Annotated in this window: 18 protein-coding genes and 1 riboswitch; of the genes, 8 read left to right on the forward strand and 10 right to left on the reverse strand. The window is 52.6% G+C overall.

All coding sequences use genetic code 11. The features are described 5' to 3' along the window. Position 1 precedes the first annotated feature (1 nt). The 3 genes from HRQ87_RS17790 to HRQ87_RS17795 are packed head-to-tail and all read right to left on the reverse strand — an operon-like array spanning position 2 to position 1,557. The gene (locus HRQ87_RS17790; RefSeq protein ID WP_174139796.1) at positions 2-946 is read right to left on the reverse strand and encodes a carbohydrate kinase family protein; all 945 of its coding nucleotides are present in this window, start codon (positions 944-946) and stop codon (positions 2-4) included. Between the two features lie 18 nt (positions 947-964). Then, a complete protein-coding gene (locus HRQ87_RS20525) occupies positions 965-1,087 on the reverse strand; it encodes a hypothetical protein (protein ID WP_281356690.1) in 123 nt (40 codons plus the stop codon). Next, positions 1,084-1,557 (reverse strand): DUF1203 domain-containing protein, encoded by a 474-nt coding sequence (locus tag HRQ87_RS17795; protein ID WP_174139797.1) that lies wholly within the window; start codon positions 1,555-1,557, stop codon positions 1,084-1,086. Before HRQ87_RS17795 ends, HRQ87_RS20525 begins: the two co-directional genes overlap by 4 nt. Before the next feature lie 200 nt (positions 1,558-1,757). Here HRQ87_RS17795 and HRQ87_RS17800 point away from each other — a divergent pair, with 200 nt between their 5' ends. Next, positions 1,758-3,053 carry an L-fuconate dehydratase gene (locus HRQ87_RS17800; protein WP_174139798.1) on the forward strand — a complete coding sequence of 432 codons (1,296 nt, stop codon included), beginning with the start codon at positions 1,758-1,760 and terminating at the stop codon, positions 3,051-3,053. Here HRQ87_RS17800 and HRQ87_RS17805 read toward each other — a convergent pair. Beyond that, the gene (locus HRQ87_RS17805) at positions 3,050-3,898 is read right to left on the reverse strand and encodes a fumarylacetoacetate hydrolase family protein (RefSeq protein ID WP_174139799.1); all 849 of its coding nucleotides are present in this window, start codon (positions 3,896-3,898) and stop codon (positions 3,050-3,052) included. The genes HRQ87_RS17800 and HRQ87_RS17805 overlap by 4 nt on opposite strands. A 15-nt stretch (positions 3,899-3,913) precedes the next feature. Beyond that, positions 3,914-4,648: an SDR family oxidoreductase gene (locus HRQ87_RS17810; RefSeq protein WP_217430492.1), complete on the reverse strand. Its 735-nt coding sequence runs from the start codon at positions 4,646-4,648 to the stop codon at positions 3,914-3,916. An 88-nt stretch (positions 4,649-4,736) separates the two neighbouring features. Between HRQ87_RS17810 and HRQ87_RS17815 the strand changes: the two genes are divergently transcribed. From HRQ87_RS17815 to HRQ87_RS17825, 3 genes are read left to right on the forward strand one after another with little or no spacing between them, the layout of a single operon-like run. Continuing rightward, positions 4,737-5,471, forward strand: coding sequence for a GntR family transcriptional regulator (locus tag HRQ87_RS17815; protein ID WP_174139801.1), 735 nt, complete (start codon positions 4,737-4,739; stop codon positions 5,469-5,471). Beyond that, on the forward strand, positions 5,468-6,442 hold the full coding sequence (locus HRQ87_RS17820) for a sugar phosphate isomerase/epimerase family protein (protein ID WP_174139802.1): 975 nt from the start codon (positions 5,468-5,470) through the stop codon (positions 6,440-6,442). The genes HRQ87_RS17815 and HRQ87_RS17820 overlap by 4 nt, the downstream gene beginning before the upstream one ends. Then, complete coding sequence (locus tag HRQ87_RS17825) at positions 6,439-7,287, forward strand: PfkB family carbohydrate kinase (RefSeq protein WP_174139803.1); 849 nt, start codon at positions 6,439-6,441, stop codon at positions 7,285-7,287. The genes HRQ87_RS17820 and HRQ87_RS17825 overlap by 4 nt, the downstream gene beginning before the upstream one ends. Here the strand turns inward: HRQ87_RS17825 and HRQ87_RS17830 are convergent. Both HRQ87_RS17830 and HRQ87_RS17835 read right to left on the reverse strand, forming a co-directional pair. Further along, a complete protein-coding gene (locus HRQ87_RS17830) occupies positions 7,284-8,123 on the reverse strand; it encodes an amidohydrolase family protein (RefSeq protein WP_174139804.1) in 840 nt (279 codons plus the stop codon). The genes HRQ87_RS17825 and HRQ87_RS17830 overlap by 4 nt on opposite strands. A 4-nt stretch (positions 8,124-8,127) precedes the next feature. Further along, positions 8,128-9,159 (reverse strand): aldo/keto reductase, encoded by a 1,032-nt coding sequence (locus HRQ87_RS17835; protein ID WP_174139805.1) that lies wholly within the window; start codon positions 9,157-9,159, stop codon positions 8,128-8,130. Between the two features lie 90 nt (positions 9,160-9,249). On the opposite strand from HRQ87_RS17835, the gene HRQ87_RS17840 reads away from it, so the two are divergent. Further along, a complete protein-coding gene (locus HRQ87_RS17840; protein WP_174139806.1) occupies positions 9,250-10,737 on the forward strand; it encodes an FGGY-family carbohydrate kinase in 1,488 nt (495 codons plus the stop codon). Between the two features lie 4 nt (positions 10,738-10,741). Here HRQ87_RS17840 and HRQ87_RS17845 read toward each other — a convergent pair whose 3' ends face one another. From HRQ87_RS17845 to HRQ87_RS17855, 3 genes are read right to left on the reverse strand one after another with little or no spacing between them, the layout of a single operon-like run. Then, entirely contained in the window at positions 10,742-11,662 is a 921-nt protein-coding gene (locus HRQ87_RS17845; protein WP_174139807.1) for a carbohydrate ABC transporter permease, read from the reverse strand. Between the two features lie 9 nt (positions 11,663-11,671). Continuing rightward, positions 11,672-12,757: a carbohydrate ABC transporter permease gene (locus HRQ87_RS17850; RefSeq protein WP_174139808.1), complete on the reverse strand. Its 1,086-nt coding sequence runs from the start codon at positions 12,755-12,757 to the stop codon at positions 11,672-11,674. Positions 12,758-12,816: 59 nt separating this feature from the next. Further along, positions 12,817-14,493, reverse strand: coding sequence for a substrate-binding domain-containing protein (locus tag HRQ87_RS17855; RefSeq protein WP_174139809.1), 1,677 nt, complete (start codon positions 14,491-14,493; stop codon positions 12,817-12,819). Positions 14,494-14,756: 263 nt separating this feature from the next. Here HRQ87_RS17855 and HRQ87_RS17860 point away from each other — a divergent pair, with 263 nt between their 5' ends. The 3 genes from HRQ87_RS17860 to HRQ87_RS17870 are packed head-to-tail and all read left to right on the forward strand — an operon-like array spanning position 14,757 to position 17,228. After that, positions 14,757-15,824: an ABC transporter ATP-binding protein gene (locus HRQ87_RS17860; protein ID WP_174139810.1), complete on the forward strand. Its 1,068-nt coding sequence runs from the start codon at positions 14,757-14,759 to the stop codon at positions 15,822-15,824. A gap of 9 nt (positions 15,825-15,833) precedes the next feature. Further along, positions 15,834-16,286 carry an RbsD/FucU family protein gene (locus tag HRQ87_RS17865; RefSeq protein ID WP_174139811.1) on the forward strand — a complete coding sequence of 151 codons (453 nt, stop codon included), beginning with the start codon at positions 15,834-15,836 and terminating at the stop codon, positions 16,284-16,286. Between the two features lie 3 nt (positions 16,287-16,289). Beyond that, positions 16,290-17,228: a ribokinase gene (locus tag HRQ87_RS17870; RefSeq protein WP_174139812.1), complete on the forward strand. Its 939-nt coding sequence runs from the start codon at positions 16,290-16,292 to the stop codon at positions 17,226-17,228. 69 nt (positions 17,229-17,297) lie between these two features. Beyond that, positions 17,298-17,501: riboswitch (cobalamin riboswitch) on the forward strand. Positions 17,502-17,626: the final 125 nt, after the last annotated feature.

Below are 17,626 nucleotides of genomic sequence, written 5' to 3' on the forward strand. Positions count from 1 at the left end.
ATTATCTGTCTGCCAGAAACGCATGCAGTTCAGATCGTGACGGCGGATTGCAGCCCGATCTGGTGCAGTTGATGGCTGCGGCTGCCATGGCCTTTTGCAACAAAAGGGCAAGCTGATCGCTTGTCAGCGATGCAATGCCGTTATCGGTCAACCATCCCTGATGCCAAAGTTCTGCCAAGACAGTGCCCATGACCGTATCACCTGCGCCGACTGTATCGACCAGATCAACCTTTGGCACCGCCGCACTGGCTTGACCGGCTGCACTAAAGGCAAGCGCCCCCCTGGACCCTTGTGTAAACACCACAAGCTGCGCGCCTTTTGTGATCAGGGTTTCCGCAAAATCCTGAGGCTGTGTATCAGGTGCAAGAACCGCCAGATCCTCATCCGACAGTTTGATGATCTTTGCCAGACCCAGCAAATCCATCAGTCTGGATCGCCACGCTGGCATATCCTTGATCATGCCCGGGCGCGCGTTCGGATCGATTGAGATTGTCAAACCATCCGCATTCTTTCTAACGAAATCAGCGATATTATCCGCACCCGGTAGGTCAATCAGTGAAATTGAACCGATATGTAGCACGTCACCAATCTGAATATCGGCAGAAATACTTGCAGTATCAAAAAGCTGGTTCACCGTCATCGCGTTGTAAAACGCATAGCGGGGTTCGGCACCGTCCAGATCGACAAAAGCCAGCGTTGTCGGATGATCAGACCGGGCTGTGCCGGAAATATCAACACCATACGATTGCAGATCCTGCGCCAGTTTATCGCCGAACATATCGGTGGACAAAGGCCCCAGAAATCCGGTGCTGACATCCTGAAGCGCTGCGGCCTTTGTCGCATTATAAGGCGATCCACCACATCTGGGCGCAAAGGCCGGGCCGTTGTCGGACGCGGCAGGCACAAAATCAATCAACGCTTCCCCAAGAAACCAAAGCTTTGGCATTGGACCCCTTTCGTACCCCTAGATATAGCTGGCGTCAGCGTGAACACCCTGATCCAGCATCATAATTCGGCCCTGCCTGAACACAACGATCCGGTCAACCAGTTTGAACATCTGGCGCAGATTTTTTGCGATCATGATCATATGGATACCCTTGTCGCGCGGGCTGCAAAACAACCGGGCTTGGCATTATGGATATCCACAAAACGGATGGACATATCAGCAAATATTTCATTCAGCATTTCAGCAAGGTCACCACCTTGTATCACATCAGCATATTGCATCAGATCCTGATGATCAAAGCCCCGCACAGACAACAGCCGGTTTTCCAGAACTGGCGGAACATTACCCGGCTGCGGCTGCGCCTGTCTTGCATTTTCACGAACATAAATCGCATGTGTCGACGCATATGGAGAGTTCGCATTCAGGTGTTTGTAATTCATCAATATAAGCGTTTCCCCGACATTGGCGTCTTCTAGACTGACGCGGCATGGGAAACCGGGGGTGGTGTTTGCTGTCACTCTGCGGGCGTCTTGTGTTCTGAGGTCAGAGTCCGACAGATCAAATAAATATCGAAAGGGCTGGTAGGGAAGAGCGTGTATCTGAAAGATCATGATCGGTCCTTTTGTTTAAATCCAGATCATGAGTTTTGGCAAAGACATACTATAACACGACCCGGAACTTGCGGAATATGCTTGGGGTCGATTTGTTTCATCACAAACTGATTTTGCCCGCCGGCCGTGAACATGCTTTCCTTTAGGGGTCAAAGCATACTAACATGTTAGTATGTAAGTTTCATCCTGAAGGTGTACATATGTCAGCGCGCATCACAAATGTGACGACCCACGATATCCGCTTTCCAACCAGCCGACTGCTGGATGGATCGGATGCCATGAACCCCAATCCGGATTATTCGGCCGCTTATGTGATTTTGCACACAGATGGCGATGTCGAAGGTCATGGAATGACGTTTACGATCGGCCGCGGCAATGATCTGTGTTGTGCTGCGATTGATGCGGTTGCCGCACTTTTGGTTGGACGCGACATAGATGGGCTGTTTGCCGATATGGGCGCGGTCTGGAAGCTGGTGACTGGTGACAGTCAATTGCGTTGGACCGGGCCGGAAAAGGGCGTGATCCATCTGGCTGCCGCGGCTGTGATGAATGCCGTTTGGGATATGTATGGCAAGCACGTGGGCAAACCTGTGTGGCGCCTGCTGGCGGATATGACACCCCGGGAACTGGTGGCTTTGGTCGACTGGCGGTATCTGTCGGATGCGTTGCCCCCTGCGGAAGCGATTGAGCGGCTTCAGGACAAAGCTTCTGGAAAAGCGGATCGTATCGCGCAGATGCAGGATGTGGGCTATCCGGCCTATACGACATCAGCCGGATGGTTGGGGTATTCCGATGATAAGGTGCGTGATCTTGCGCGTCAGGCGATTGCGGCAGGGTGGACCCATTTCAAGATGAAGGTCGGCGTGTCGATACAGGATGATACGCGCCGTGCCCGTTTGTTGCGCGATGAAATCGGACCGGATCGGTTCTTGATGATGGATGCCAATCAGGTATGGGGTGTGGAAGAAACCATTGAGAATATGGGGCACTTGGCAGAATTTGACCCTTGGTGGATAGAGGAACCCACCAGCCCTGACGATATTCTAGGCCATGCCCGTATTGCCCGCGAAATTGCGCCCATCAAAGTGGCCACGGGCGAACATTGTCATAATGCAGTGATGTTCAAGCAATTGATGCAAGCAGATGCGATCAGCTTTTGTCAGGTGGATAGTTGTCGTTTAGCTGGCCCGAATGAGATTATCGGCGTCATGCTGATGGCCGATAAATTTGGTATTCCCGTCTGCCCACATGCAGGCGGCGTGGGCCTGTGTGAATTGATCCAGCATATGTCATTTCTGGATTATATCGCAATTTCCGGCAGTCTGGAAAACCGTGTTCTGGAATATGTTGACCATCTGCATGATCATTTTGTCGATCCGGTTCGTACCCATGATGGTCATTACCTGCCGCCGCAACGACCCGGGTTTTCAGTCGAAATGAAACCGGACAGTATTGCCCGGCATCTGTTTCCAAGCGGCGCGGAATGGCAGGCCTAGGCGTCCCACGCTTTGGCCATCTGACTCTGTTTGCCTAACCCTTCGATCCCAAGATCCATCACTTGGCCTTCGCGCAAATACACGGGTGGGTTATGGCCCATACCCACACCAGGTGGTGTTCCGGTTGAAATCACATCGCCGGGCTGCAGGCTCATGAATTGGCTGATGTAATGAACAAGATGGGCCACACCGTACACCATCGTGCGCGTTGATCCATCCTGATATCGCTGGCCATCCACCTCAAGCCACATGTGCAGATTTTGCGGATTGGGAATTTCATCTTTGGTCACAAGCCACGGGCCAATCGGGCCAAATGTATCGGCAGATTTTCCCTTGACCCACTGGCCGGAGCGTTCAATTTGAAAGGCGCGTTCACTTAAATCATTCACAACGCAATACCCGGCCACGTAATTCATGGCATCGTCTTCATCGACATAGCGCGCGTCGCGGCCGATAACGACGCCCAACTCGACCTCCCAATCGGTTTTCTGGGATCCTTTGGGAATGCGCACATCATCATTTGGGCCAACGATGGCACTGGTCGCTTTGAAAAATAAAACGGGTTCTGGCGGGACGTCCATGCCAGCTTCGGCGGCATGATCGGCATAATTCAAACCAACGCAGATCATCTTGCCCACGTTCCCAACGCATGGTCCAATGCGAACATCATGATCGATCTTAGGCAGATTATTCAGGTCAATTTGCGATAGTCTGATAAGGCTTTCAGGGTTCAATTCATCGCCCGACACGTCAGGTATGTGATCTGACAGATCGCGAATATCACCCTGACCATCCAATGCAGCGGGTTTTTCGGCGCCAGCGGCACCGTATCTTAAAAGCTTCATCTTATCCCTCGTTCTTCAAGTATTCGTCCAGCCGCCATCTATGGTTATGGTTTGTCCGGTCATGAACGCCGTTTCATCACTGGCCAGATAAACAGCCAGCTTTGCAATTTCTTCAGGGGTCCCAATACGCCCCATGGGTTGCCGCGCAATAAAGGCCGCGCGGGCCGTTTCATAATCACCCTGCGCGCGCATGCGATCCTGCAGCGATGGGCTGTCGATCGTGCCTGGGCAGATCGCGTTACAGCGAATACCGCGCGTCACATAATCAGCCGCGACAGATTTGGTCATACCAATCACAGCCGCTTTGGTCGCACCATAGACAAAGCGGTTGGGGGCGGCCAGAATAGATGAAACGGCAGACGCCATATTGATGATGCTACCGCCATTGGCCTCCAGCATCGCAGGCAAAAAAGCCCGCATCATCCGGTACATCGCACGCACGTTCAGATCAAAGCTGAAGCCGAACGCATCATCGTCGCAATCCAGAATGGTGCCATGATGTACAAATCCGGCGCAATTAAACAGAATGTCGGGTGCGCCCTGATCTTGTGCAAATGCCGTGACCGCATCTTTATCGGTGACATCCAATTTGTATGTCTTACAGCCCGACGTGTCCAAAGGCGACAGAGCATCCAAGTTGATATCTGTTGCAATCACTTGTGCGCCCTGTGCAAGAAATTCACGGGCCGTCGCTTGGCCAATGCCTGCACCCGCTGCGGTCACAATTGCGACCTTGCCCTTAAGTCTCATGGTTACCCCCATTTCGCCGATCATTCTTTACGGGTTGTTACTGCCTGCTCCAATTGCTTGGGCTCAAATGATCTGCTAGCATACTAGCATGTTATCCACGTCCCTTGCATCACATCAAGACGAAAACGCCAAATTACCGCAGCTTATGCCGTTGGATGCGTTTGAAGGATCATTATCCAACCGGGTTTTCCTGTGTTTAAAAGATGCAATCCTGTCATTGGCCTTTCAACCTGGTGAAAAAATACGCAAAGCCGAATTATGTGACCATTTGGGCGTTTCCAGATCACCTGTGGCCGAAGCCGTGACACGACTTGCCGCAGACGGGCTGGTTGATGTGATCCCACAGGCGGGAACATTTGTTGCGCGATTTTCAATGGAGCACATTCGCGAGGGGGCATTTTTACGTGAAGCGCTTGAACTGGCCGCGGTTGAGGCTGTAGCAGGCCATATAACAGACGATCAGATTACACAGCTGCGACGCAATCTGCGTTTGCAAACTGTGATGGTTGAAGATGAGGATTTTCAGGGGTTTTATGAGTTAGATGCCCAGATGCACGAGATGGTGCTGTCCTTTACCGGCTATCCAAAAGTTGCGCGTATGGCGGAAAACAGTTGGCTGCAAGTCAATCGCGCGCGCAGGCTTTTGCTGCCGCAACCGGGACGCGTTGCGGAAACGCTTAACGAACATCGCAAGATTATAGATGCGCTTGCAAACCGCGATGCGGATGCGGCACGCCTTGCCACCCGTGATCATCTGCGCCGCCTGATCCAGAAACTTGAACCGCTGGAACGCGATCACCCAGAATTGTTCATGGCAAAATGACGCGTCCAAATCGCCCGAAATATGCCGCACGTTTAAACGCATTCAAGGCCCTGACCAGTGGTAAGGCCTCTGTCGTGGATATGATCGAAGGGGCCGCACAGGTCGGCGGTCTGGATGCCGCGGATCTGAATTACCCGGACCATTTTTCAGATCATACTTCGGCACAGTTATCACATCATTTGTCTGATGCAGGCATGGCTTTGAATGGGTTGGCCATGCGATATTACACAGACCCCGGCTTTAAGCTGGGGGCTTTTACCCACCCCGATGCGGCCGTTCGGCAAGCCGCAATTGATCTGACAAAACGTGGTATTGATGCCTGTGCAGATATGGGCGGATCCTTGATAACGTTGTGGATGGGGCAGGATGGTTTCGATTATGCATTTCAGATGGATTATGCCCGCGCCTGGGACGACACCGTCGATGCGATTGCGCAGGTCTGTGATCATGTGCCCGGTGTTGATATCGCCATTGAATACAAACCGAATGAACCACGCGCTTTTGCCTTGATGCCTGATATAGGCACGACGCTGCTGGCCGTGAAAGAGGTCGCACGCCCGAACCTTGGTGTCACGCTTGATTTTGCACATGTGCTTTATGCCGATGAAATGCCTGCGCATTCCGCCCATCTGATCGCCCGACATTCACACCTGATGGGGCTGCATCTGAATGATGGCTACGGCAAGCGCGATGATGGTTTGATGGCAGGCACAGTGCATCCGATCCAAACGGTTGAGCTGCTGGTCGAAATGATCCGACAGGGGTATGATGGTGTGATCTATTTCGACACATTTCCCGATATGGGGGGGTTGAACCCGATTGAGGAGGCCCGCACGAATATCGCTTTGGTCGAACGACTTCGTGGTGTGGCGGCGACCTTGGTCGATGACGCGGATCTGGCAGCAGCCATTTCGCGACAGGATGCAGCACTGTCATCGCGCATCGTGGCACGGGCACTTTACGGCGCATGACCCGCTTGCTTGTTGTTGGCGCATTGCATTGGGATGTGATCGTTCAAGCACCCAGGTTGCCGCGCGAAGATGAGACGCTGAAAGGCGATCGTGTGGGGTATAAATTTGGCGGCAAAGGGGGCAATCAGGCCATTGCAGCGGCACGCGCTGGTGCGTCTGTTTCATTCGCAGGACGTATTGGCGCAGATGAACCCGGCCGTGAAATGGCTGATATTTTGAACACTGCAGGTGTTGATACAACCGCACTGCAACATGGTACGGGCGCATCTGGCATGAGCGTGGCGATTGCGGCAAAGGATGGATCATATCAGGCTGTAATCGTATCGGGCGAAAATGCAAACTTCGACATAGACGCGTTTAGATTTCCCGAAAACTGCCACATGGTGTTGCTGCAAAACGAAATGCCGTTGCATGTTCTGCGTCACATGATTGGATTGGCAAAACAAGCAAACGCACAGGTTATTTTGAACGCGGCCCCTGCGGATGGTATCACGCCCGAAGATATGTCGCGGGTTGATGGCCTGATCGTGAACTGTGTCGAAGGGGCCGATCTTTTGAAAACTGCGATTGGACAACTTGATCCAGATACTATGGTCACACGGTTGCAGCGCCTTTGTCCGCAGGCGCGCATTATACTGACATTGGGCGGCGATGGTGTGGCTTTTGCAGAACCTATGGGCGACGTTAAAACTGCCGCGGCAAGATGCGTTGATGTCGTTTCGACCCACGGCGCAGGTGATGTGTTTTGTGGCACTTATGCTGCTGCCTGCCTTCAAGGAGTGGGCATGAGTGATGCGATAAACCATGCACAAGACGCAGCTGCACGACACATCACCGCGCCCTAAATTCGATAAAACTTCGCAGCAGTGTCACCAAAAACTGCACACTTTTCATTGGATGTCAGATGATCGGTCAACTGCTTTGCAGCGGTTCGCCAGTCATCATAACTGGCATTCAGCTGACAGACCGGCCAGTCCGATCCCCACATCATCCGGTCCGGGCCAAAGACATCCAGCAAATGATCGACATAGGGTTTCAGATCAGCAACGGTCCAGGTGTCGCGGCTTTCAGTGACAATACCTGAAAACTTGCAGACCGCATTTGTATCGCGGGCCAAGGCTGCCATTCCAGTGGACCAATGTGCAAAAGACTGATCGGTATGATCGCGGATTTGCGGCTTCATGCAGTGATCAATGACAACCCGCATATCAGGATAACGGGTCAAAAGAGTGTGGAAATTTTTCAGATGGCGGGGAAAGCCAAGGGCATCAAATGTCAGATCAAGATCAACAATCGCCTGAAACGCCCATTGAATATCATCCCGCAGCATCCAGTTATCATCGGGAATATCCTGGATCATCGGTCGAACACCCAAAAATTTGGGGTGCTTGGCCAGACGCTTGAGATGCGTCAAATCTGATGTAGTTTCGAAATTAATCCAACCAACAACGCCAGCAACGGACGGCGTCGCATCGGCAATGCCAAGCATATATTCGGTCTCGGCCATGGTCGCGGCGGCTTGCACCAGCACAGTTTGCATCACGTCATGTTTATCAAGATGTGGGGCCAGATCAGCCGGGCCATAGGGGCGCGCCAACGTTGGATTATCCATTGGCATCCAATCGTAATCCCCGCGCAACGGATGCCAGTAATGCTGATGGGCGTCGATCATTCCAGCCATATCTTTACCCTCCTGTTGGTGCGTCAGGGTGCATAAGCCCTTTGGCCTTTAAATCTTGCCATAAAGCTGCAGGAACTTGCGCCTGAGCGGCCTGAATATTGCTGTGCATTTCCGCCCTGCCCTGCCCTCCGGGGATCACAGACACCACCGCCGGATGACACAACGGAAACTGATAGGCCGCGTGAACCATGGGGGTGTTGTGATCGCGGCAAACCGCTTCGATTTGCGCCACACGGTCCAGAATATCTTGCGGCGCAGGATCATAATTGAAATTTGCGCCTTTTACCGGGCCTGTCGCCAATATTCCTGAATTGTAAGGGCCACCGATGACTATCCCGATCCCACGATCCTGGCAAAGTAGCAGAAAGCTGTTCAGTGCCTCTTGTTCAAGCAGAGTATAGCGACCGGCCAATAGAAACAGATCAAAATCGCCGCGTTCTGCCATCCACTCGCAGGGTTGCCATTCGTTCACGCCAGCCCCAAAAGCGCGAATGACGCCTTGGTCACGCAAATCAACCAGTGCCTTGTAACCGCCGTCCATAAATTCTGTCAGCTTTTCATCCAACGCGTCTTGAGAGCCGTGGTTAAACACATCCAGATCGTGGGCATAAAGAATATCCACACGGTCGACCCCAAGCCGTTCCAATGAAAATTCAAGCGACCGCATCACGCCATCATAGGTGTAATCGTAAACCTCGGCCCGCGAAGGCACATTAAACCATTTGCCCTGACCGCTGCGCTGATCCGGTGTCGTGGCGCGCAAAAGCCGCCCGACCTTGGTGGATAACACGTATTCATCACGTGGTTTGTCGCGCAAAAACGGGTTCAACCGCGTTTCAGACAGACCCAGACCATACAGCGGTGCAGTGTCGAAATAGCGCATCCCGGCATCCCATGCGATTTGCAGTATGTCTTGCGCGTTTTGGTCCGTTATAGCGCGATACAAGTTGCCAAAAGGCGCAGATCCAAAGCCAAGTTCAGTAAAGGTCAGCCCGCCGTTTTCAAGCCGGTCCCAGTGTCTGGTGCTTAGTGCCATTGTGTTCCCCCTTAAACTGACATGCTAGTATAAAATACTGTGGACTGCACCCTATTGTTACGACAGCATAGGTATGAAAAGGGGGCAGCCATGCAGTACACAATCGGCGTTGATATCGGCACGTATGAATCCAAAGGCGTTCTGGTGGATGCGGATGGCCAGATCATAGCTATGGCATCAGGCCCTCATAAGATGATCGTGCCACAACCTGGTTGGGCAGAACATCGCCCGGATCAGGACTGGTGGGGCGATTTTAAGACCATTACGCAGAGGCTTTTGGCTGACAGCGGTGTGCCGCTCAAGGATGTCGTGGCGGTTGGGTGCAGTGCGATTGGCCCGTGTATGCTGCCCGTTAACGCGGGGGGGCAGCCCTTGATGAACGGTGTACTTTACGGTGTCGATACCCGCGCGATGGCGCAGATCGCAGAACTGACAGACCAGATCGGGGGTAAGGTGGTGCTGGATCGCTGTGGAAATGCGCTGACATCACAATCAGTCGGGCCAAAGATCCTGTGGCTGAAACAGGAACGCCCTGAGGTTTACGAACAAACAGCCAAGATACTGACATCGACCAGCTATATCGTTCACAAACTGACAGGCGAATACGTCATTGATCACCACACTGCCGCAGGATTTTCACCGCTTTATGATGCAGACAAACAGGACTGGTGTTTTGATCTGGCGCCACAGATTGCACGCCCTGATATGTTGCCGCGTCTGTTGTGGTCATCTGAAATTGCGGGCCATGTGACACCGGCGGCCGCATCCGAAACCGGATTAGCCGAAGGAACGCCGATCATCGCAGGTACGATTGATGCCGCCGCCGAGGCATTGAGCGTGGGCGTACGCAAAACCGGCGACATGATGATGATGTATGGGTCGACCATCTTTACCATACTTCTGACCGAAACCCGCGTCAGGGATCCCAGGCTATGGTACGCGCCCTGGCTTTTTCCAAGCCAACATGCGGCGATGGCGGGTCTGGCGACCAGTGGGACGTTAACCCATTGGTTTCGTGATCAGTTTGCACGTGAGTTGCCCATCAGCGACGCTTTCCCGACATTAGTGGCCGAGGCTGAGAATACACCACCCGGCGCGAATGGACTGTTGTTTCTGCCTTATTTTTCGGGCGAACGCACACCGATCCATGACCCGCTGGCAAAAGGTGCTTTCTTTGGTCTGAACCTGACCCACACACGCGCCGACATGTTTCGCGCCGTGATCGAAGGCATCGCCTTTGGCACAAACCATGTGGTCGAAACATATCGCGACATCAACGCGGCCCCGTCCCGACTTTTCGCGGTCGGGGGCGGTACAAAAAATTCGCTTTGGCTGCAGACGACATCAGACATAACAGGGATTGATCAGACGCTTTGCGAAAAGACGGTTGGTGCTAGTTATGGGGATGCCTTGCTGGCTCGTATTGGCATCGGGGGCAGTCAGGTTTCCGAGATCGTTCAGTGGAACCCGGTCACATCGACCACTATTGCGACACAGCACAACGCGTATGATGCAAGATACCGACTGTTTCGCCGTCTTTATGAACAAACCAAAGATATCGCGCGGGATTTGGGATAACAGGTTATTTTACCGCGCCCGCCGCCATTCCCTTGATGATATAGCGTTCCAGGATAACCCCGATCACGACCAACGGCAGAATTGCGGCAGTCGACAGGGCGGCCATCGACCACCAGTTGATGCCTTGCGATCCGGTTTGGCTGGCGACCATAACAGGTAGTGTGACACTGTCGGTTGAGGTCAAAAGGGCCGCAAAGAAGTATTCATTCCACGTCAGAACAAGGCTTAGGATAAAGGCCGCGACCATACCCGGCAGCGCGATGGGTAAAATGATCGTCAGGAAAGCACCCCAAATAGATAGTCCATCGACCAAGGCGGCTTCCTCTAATTCAGTCGGGATTGAGCTGAATTGATCCCGCATAATCCAGATCACAATGGGCATGACCGTCAGCGCATACAGCAGGATCAACCCGATGCGCGTGTCCAGCAGGTCCAGTTCGCGGTACAGCACCAAAAACGGCAGCGCCAGAACGACCGGGGGCAGGATCAACTGGCTGAGGAAGAAAAAGCTGATGTCATCGTTTTTCATGAACCCAAAACGATATTCAAAGCGCGATAAACCATATGCAGCCAAGCTGCCCAATATAACGGCCAAAAGCGATGAACATACCGCAGCAATGGTGGAATTCCAGAATCGTTTCAGAAATTCATCCCGGACAGTGGACCTTTCGCCGATGGTGTCTGGCGACAGGCCAAGCGACCGCCACCCACGCCATTGCGGTGTGTAATCCCAAAACGGGATCATATTACCCTGCATCACGTCAGGGGCCAGCTTGAACGACGTGGTAATCGTCCAGTAAATCGGGAAAAGACAGATGATCGTCCAAAGGATCAGAATGCCATAAATGGCCACACGTTTTGCATACCATTTGGCCTTGAACGCGCGATCGGTGTCGCTGTCGTGAAATATCTGGGTTTCTGCCATATCGATCCCCTAGTACTTCGGCCGCATCCAGCGGGATGCGAGCTTCATGAAAATCGTAAAGCCGATCACGATAATCACAAGATAGACCATCGCCAGCATCGTGCCGTAGCCCACATTAGATCGGTCCCGATATTCACGAAAAATAAAGCTGGTCACCGAATCCGTGGCCCCGCCCGGCCCGCCCGAAGTCACGTTGATAATGATATCGGCCAGTTTCAGCTTAAAGATAATGCGGATCATGATCGCGGTTATTGAAACGGGCAGCATCAAAGGAAAGATCACTTCGCGAAAGTTTTGCCATGGGGTGGCGCCATCGACCTTGGCGGCCTCTTGAATGTCTTTCGGAATGGCCTGAAGCCCAGCCAGTAGCATGATCATCATAAAGGGAATAAACGTCCAGGCATCCATGATCATGATCATCGCGCGTGCCATTTCGGGATCACCAAAAAAGGATGGATTGGACCAGCCCACTTCGCGACCAAAGCGGGCGATGGGGCCAAAGCGCGCCTCGAGCATGGATTTTCCGATCATCCAACTGACTGCGACAGGGCTAAGCATCAGCGGCAACAGGAATGCGACACGGAAAAATTTGCGCGCACGGATCTGGCTGTTCAGGATCAGCGCCAAGCCAAAGGCAATGACATATTCGACCAGAATCGCCAGCGTGTACCAGACCATATTCGTAAGTGCGTTCCAGTAAAACGGATCGCGCCACATCTGGCGAATGTTATCCAAGCCATTAAACTTTTGTCCGTCAATTGCGGATAGATTCCAGTCGGTAAACGCGATTGAAAGTCCAAAAATCAGCGGGAAAAATACCATTGAGATGACAAAAATCGTGGCGGGCATCACAAACAATCGTCGCTTGCCCTGTTCTCCGAAACGTAGGACCTGGGCGATGCACAGGCAGGTAATCCAAAGCAGATAGGCATACAGCGTTGGCCGCCAGCTGTCAGCAGCGTCAGGCACAAAGATTTGCCATGCTGCCACACCAAATAACATTGCAAATGACACCCATATGATCGCTAGCCCCAAACGCGCGCGCGTCGGGCTGATCTGGTCATTCGTGACGACAAAAAGTCGATCTTCGCTCATGCTGCTATGGATCTTTAAATTAGGACAGGCGGCAGGATGACCCGCCGCCTGTGATCTGATTAACCCATACCAAGGGACGCACGATACAACGCCACCTGGCTGTCACGACCGATCTGGTCGGTGATCGCCTCCCATGCAGCGGCGATGGCATCGGCACCATCTTGGGCCGTGGCATATTCACCAGCATAGATCTTTGCCAATTCATCCTCAGCAACGGAATAATATTGGAAGATGCCTGGAATACGCGGTTCAATTGCCGAATTGGGGTGGTTATAACTGTCGGCCTGCGATCCAAGGAAGTCTTCGATAAAGGCACGGTCGTATCCGGCCGCTTCCCATTCGTCGATGTTAAAGTGGGAATTGCGATAAGGCTGGAAGCCAGATGGATAGGCCGAACACCACAGCGATAAATCACGCCCGCCCAGATGGGCCGCCGCCGACCAAGCCGCTGTGCGCTTTTTATCATCACCCTGAACACGCGCCATGACATAGATGCCCCACCCGATATAGGCCATATTCGGTGCGAAATTCGGCCCCGATGTCAGTGTTTCCCATTGCCCCGCATTATGGTTCCAGACGTCATCTGATCCGGGCAGGATCGAAAATCCGGCCACGTCACCAACAACCGATGTATCAGACGTACGTGCGCCTGCACCAATGTCACCCCACCAGCTGACCATTGATCCGGTACCTGCCAGAAACTGCTGAAAACCCGTTGTTCCCGGATCAGCGTTGATCTGATCGGCCGGTTGCGTATCCATGATGTCCAGCACATCCTGAATGGCACGTACCCATGCTTCGTTATTGATGCGCGGTTTCATATCTTCGGGGTCAAACAGCCACGCGGGATCGTCCGGGTGTTTGGCATAGGCCGTGGCACGACTGGCCAGGAAATAGAACCCAAAGCCGCCCCAACCTTTCAATGGATCCAGATAACCATGCGCAGGCAAACCGGTGAAGGGATCGGTTTTGCCAGACAGGAATTTCGAAACGGCCTGAACTTTTTGCCAAGTTGTTGGTGCCTCCCAAGGGCCTTCGTTGCCTTCGTCCGCCCAAGCCTGTGCAAACTCTTCGTTTTCGAAATAATCCTTGCGATAGTTGAAGTTATGGCAATCACCGTCAATAGAGATACGATAGGTTTGGCCATCCCAGGTGCCAACAGGTTCTTGCAGATAACCAACATAGTCATCCATATCGATGACCTCTTTCACCCAATCGGGCATCGGATCAGCCAATCCGCGACCTGTCACATCCCCTTCGAAAGGTGCGCCCATCTCGATGATGTCAAAATCGACGGTTCCCGTGGCAATCGACTGTTGAAGCCGCGCGTTATAATCCGCTTGCGCCAGATCGATCCAATTGATTTTGGCACCTGTATAGTCTTCCCAAGGGCGCAAAAACCCGCGGAACAAAAAGTTATGCAGGTTTTGGTTGTTCAGCCCCATAAAGGTCAGTTCAACCCCTTCGAACTCACCCTCGGCAAAGCGGTCCTTGGTTGGCCCAAGGCATAATTCACCCACGGCTTGCCAGTCGCGGTCTGTCGGGCTGCCGGTGCCAACACCGGGTATGGCCAGAATTTCCTTACGCAAATCGGAATGTGCGGCGGCAAAGACGGGCTTTGTGCCCAGCCCGATGCTTCCCATAGCGGCCAGCGCCCCCACGCTTGCGGCCCCCTTCAGCATGTTGCGGCGGCTTAATTGTGCGCGAATGATACTTTTATAATGATCAACTCTCATGGTTTACGTCTCCTCCCAGATAGATCAGGCAACTGTCCGGTTGATCGGTTTGGTTTGCTTGTGCGTTCCCCGCCATGTTGACGGATCGCTTGTTATTGGGTTTCTTTGCAAACGCATTGCCCCGGACGCGGCACTTATCTTTTCACAGTCACAACAGAAAGCGACTCTGTCAAGCATCTAACATGTTAGTATGATCAGATGGTAGACAAGCCAAAGGCGATGTTCTACGCAAATAGGAACGTCGCCACAGATCGGGGAGGGTCATGGCAGAAGTCTCGGTACGCAATTTGCGAAAGTCCTATACGGCGCTTGAGGTGCTGCATGGCATAGATATCGATATCGCAGACGGCGAATTCGTGGTTCTTGTTGGGCCATCTGGATGCGGAAAATCCACGTTATTGCGGATGATTGCGGGTCTTGAAGATATTACATCCGGTGACGTCATGATCGGCGATAAGCGGGTCAATCATCTGGCCCCTGCGGAACGCGATATCGCGATGGTTTTCCAATCTTATGCGCTTTACCCGCATAAAACAGTCGAAGCGAACATGGGGTTTTCGCTGAAACTGCGTAAAATGGACAAAGCTGATATCAAGGCCCGCGTCAATCGCGCAGCAGAAATTTTGGGTTTAACGCCCTATCTTGACCGCTATCCGCGGGCATTATCGGGTGGTCAACGCCAACGTGTAGCAATGGGACGTGCAATCGTGCGGGACCCGCAGGTTTTTCTGTTTGATGAACCGCTGTCAAATCTGGATGCTAAGCTACGCGTGCAGATGCGCACTGAAATCCGTGAGTTGCATCAACGGCTTGGCACGACCACCGTCTATGTCACCCACGATCAAATCGAAGCGATGACGATGGCAGATAAGATTGTTGTTCTGCAAGGCGGTCATGTCGAACAGATCGGTAGTCCGCTTGACCTGTATGATCATCCTAAAAACCGCTTTGTGGCCAGCTTTATTGGATCACCTGCAATGAACCTGATTGATGGAAAGGTGACAAAATGCGACGCATCGAAAGCCACTGTCGACCTTGGTCAGACGCAGGTCGACATTCCGGCATTGCAAAATCTGTCTGTGGATCAAAAGATAACCATCGGAATCCGCCCGGAACACCTGAGTTTGACGCAAACCGGCCTGACCGCAACCATCCGCGTAATCGAACCCACCGGGTCAGAAACTCATGTCGTCATGCGTTTTCAGGATCAGGATATCACCGTCATTTTTCGTGACCGTCACACCTTTGCCCCTGGCGATCAGGTTAATCTTGGCTTTTCGCCACAATACCTGCACTGTTTTGATGCGACAACGGGCGAGCGTTTAGGTTAAGGGGCAGACATGCTGAAAAATATTGATCCACGACTGAATGCAGACGTATTGCACTGTCTACGCGCAATGGGGCATGGCGATACGCTGGTGATTTCCGATACGAATTTCCCATCCGACAGCGTTGCCAGCCATACGATTACAGGAGAATTGCTGCGCATGGATAATTTGACAGCGCCCCAGACCATGAATGCCATTCTATCTGTTTTTCCACTGGATACGTTTGTCGATGATTTTGCGGGCCGTATGCAGGTGGTTGATGCGCCCGATGATATTCCAGAAGTTCAAGCCGAAGTTCAGGCAGAAATCGACAAAGCCGAAGGCAAATCGCGTCCTATGATTGGTATCGAGCGGTTCGATTTTTACGATCGCGCCCGCGATGCCTATGCTGTTATCCAAACGGGCGAGCGGCGCTTTTATGGCTGCTTCATCATCCGCAAAGGCGTTATCGGACCTGAGGAATAGTAGATGCCGAATGACATCATTATTTTGGGAATATTCGTCGCTGATACCTCCTATCGGGCTGATCGCCAACCGCGGATGGGGGAAACGATTCTTGGTAACAAATTTACTTTGGGGCCTGGCGGCAAAGGCTCGAATCAAGCTGTGGCGGCTGCGAAATCTGGCGGCAATGTGGGCATTATCACTAAGCTTGGAAAAGATGCATTTGCGGATATGGCACTCGGCATCTGGTCTGACGCAGGTGTGACATCGTTGGCCACGCAACACGACGAAAGTTACACTGGCGCCGCTTATATATTCGTTGAAGAAAGCACCGGAAATAATGCGATTATCGTGGCACCGGGCATTGCTGCAACCATATCATCAGATGACGTTCAAAAGCATACCGCTGATATCGCCACAGCCAAGGTTTTTGTAACGCAGTTAGAACAGCCGATTGACGCCGCTATGACTGGTTTACAATTGGCACGCGCCGCAGGGGTCAAGACAATCCTGAACCCTGCCCCGGTTGCTGAAATCTCGGATAAGATGCTGTCACTTTGCGATTACGTGACCCCGAATGAAACCGAAGCCGAAGGTCTGACGGGCATCACTGTAAGCACGCCACAAGATGCTGAACGTGCCGCAAAAGCGATTTTATCGCGTGGGGCAGGTGCTGCTATTATTACTTTGGGTGAAAATGGCGCTTTGTATCACGATGGAATTGATACACTGCATGTTCCGGCAATCACTGCAGGCCCTGTTATAGAAACAACAGGCGCCGGCGATGCGTTCAATGGCGGATTTGCAACGGCATTATCCCAAGGCATGCCTGCCTTAAGCGCGGTCAAGTTTGCAAATGCGGCGGCCGCGATATCGGTCACCCGTCCTGGAACTGCACCAGCAATGCCAGACCGCGCCGAGATTGATGCGTTGGTCAAGATTGATGCAAACCATGCCAAATAGTATCTGGCAGTAAATGATGTTTTATCGAACTTAACGCATGACTTGTCTTGCCATAAGCGATCAAATTTGCAATTCAGTTTCTGCTTCGGTCTGAACAGTTCGCTGTTTGCTGAAAAGGGAACGTGGTGCGCAGCTTGCTGCAATTCCATGACTGCCCCCGCAACTGTAAGTGGAGAGTAAGGCTGACATAAGCCACTGGATCACATGATCCGGGAAGGTACAGCCAAGCATTGACCCACGAGTCAGGAGACCTGCCGAAGTGATCACCCTGTTCAGGTGCTAGGGGCGCTTGGAACAACGGTTCTTCCGTGTGGTGGCATTTCACCGTTTGCGGAAGGTTTGTCCTTTCCAATGACCAATCACTACTGCGCCATAAAGGCGCAATCGGAGCATGGGAC

It is taken from the genome of Parasulfitobacter algicola (genome assembly GCF_013315265.1).
GTDB lineage: Bacteria > Pseudomonadota > Alphaproteobacteria > Rhodobacterales > Rhodobacteraceae > Parasulfitobacter > Parasulfitobacter algicola.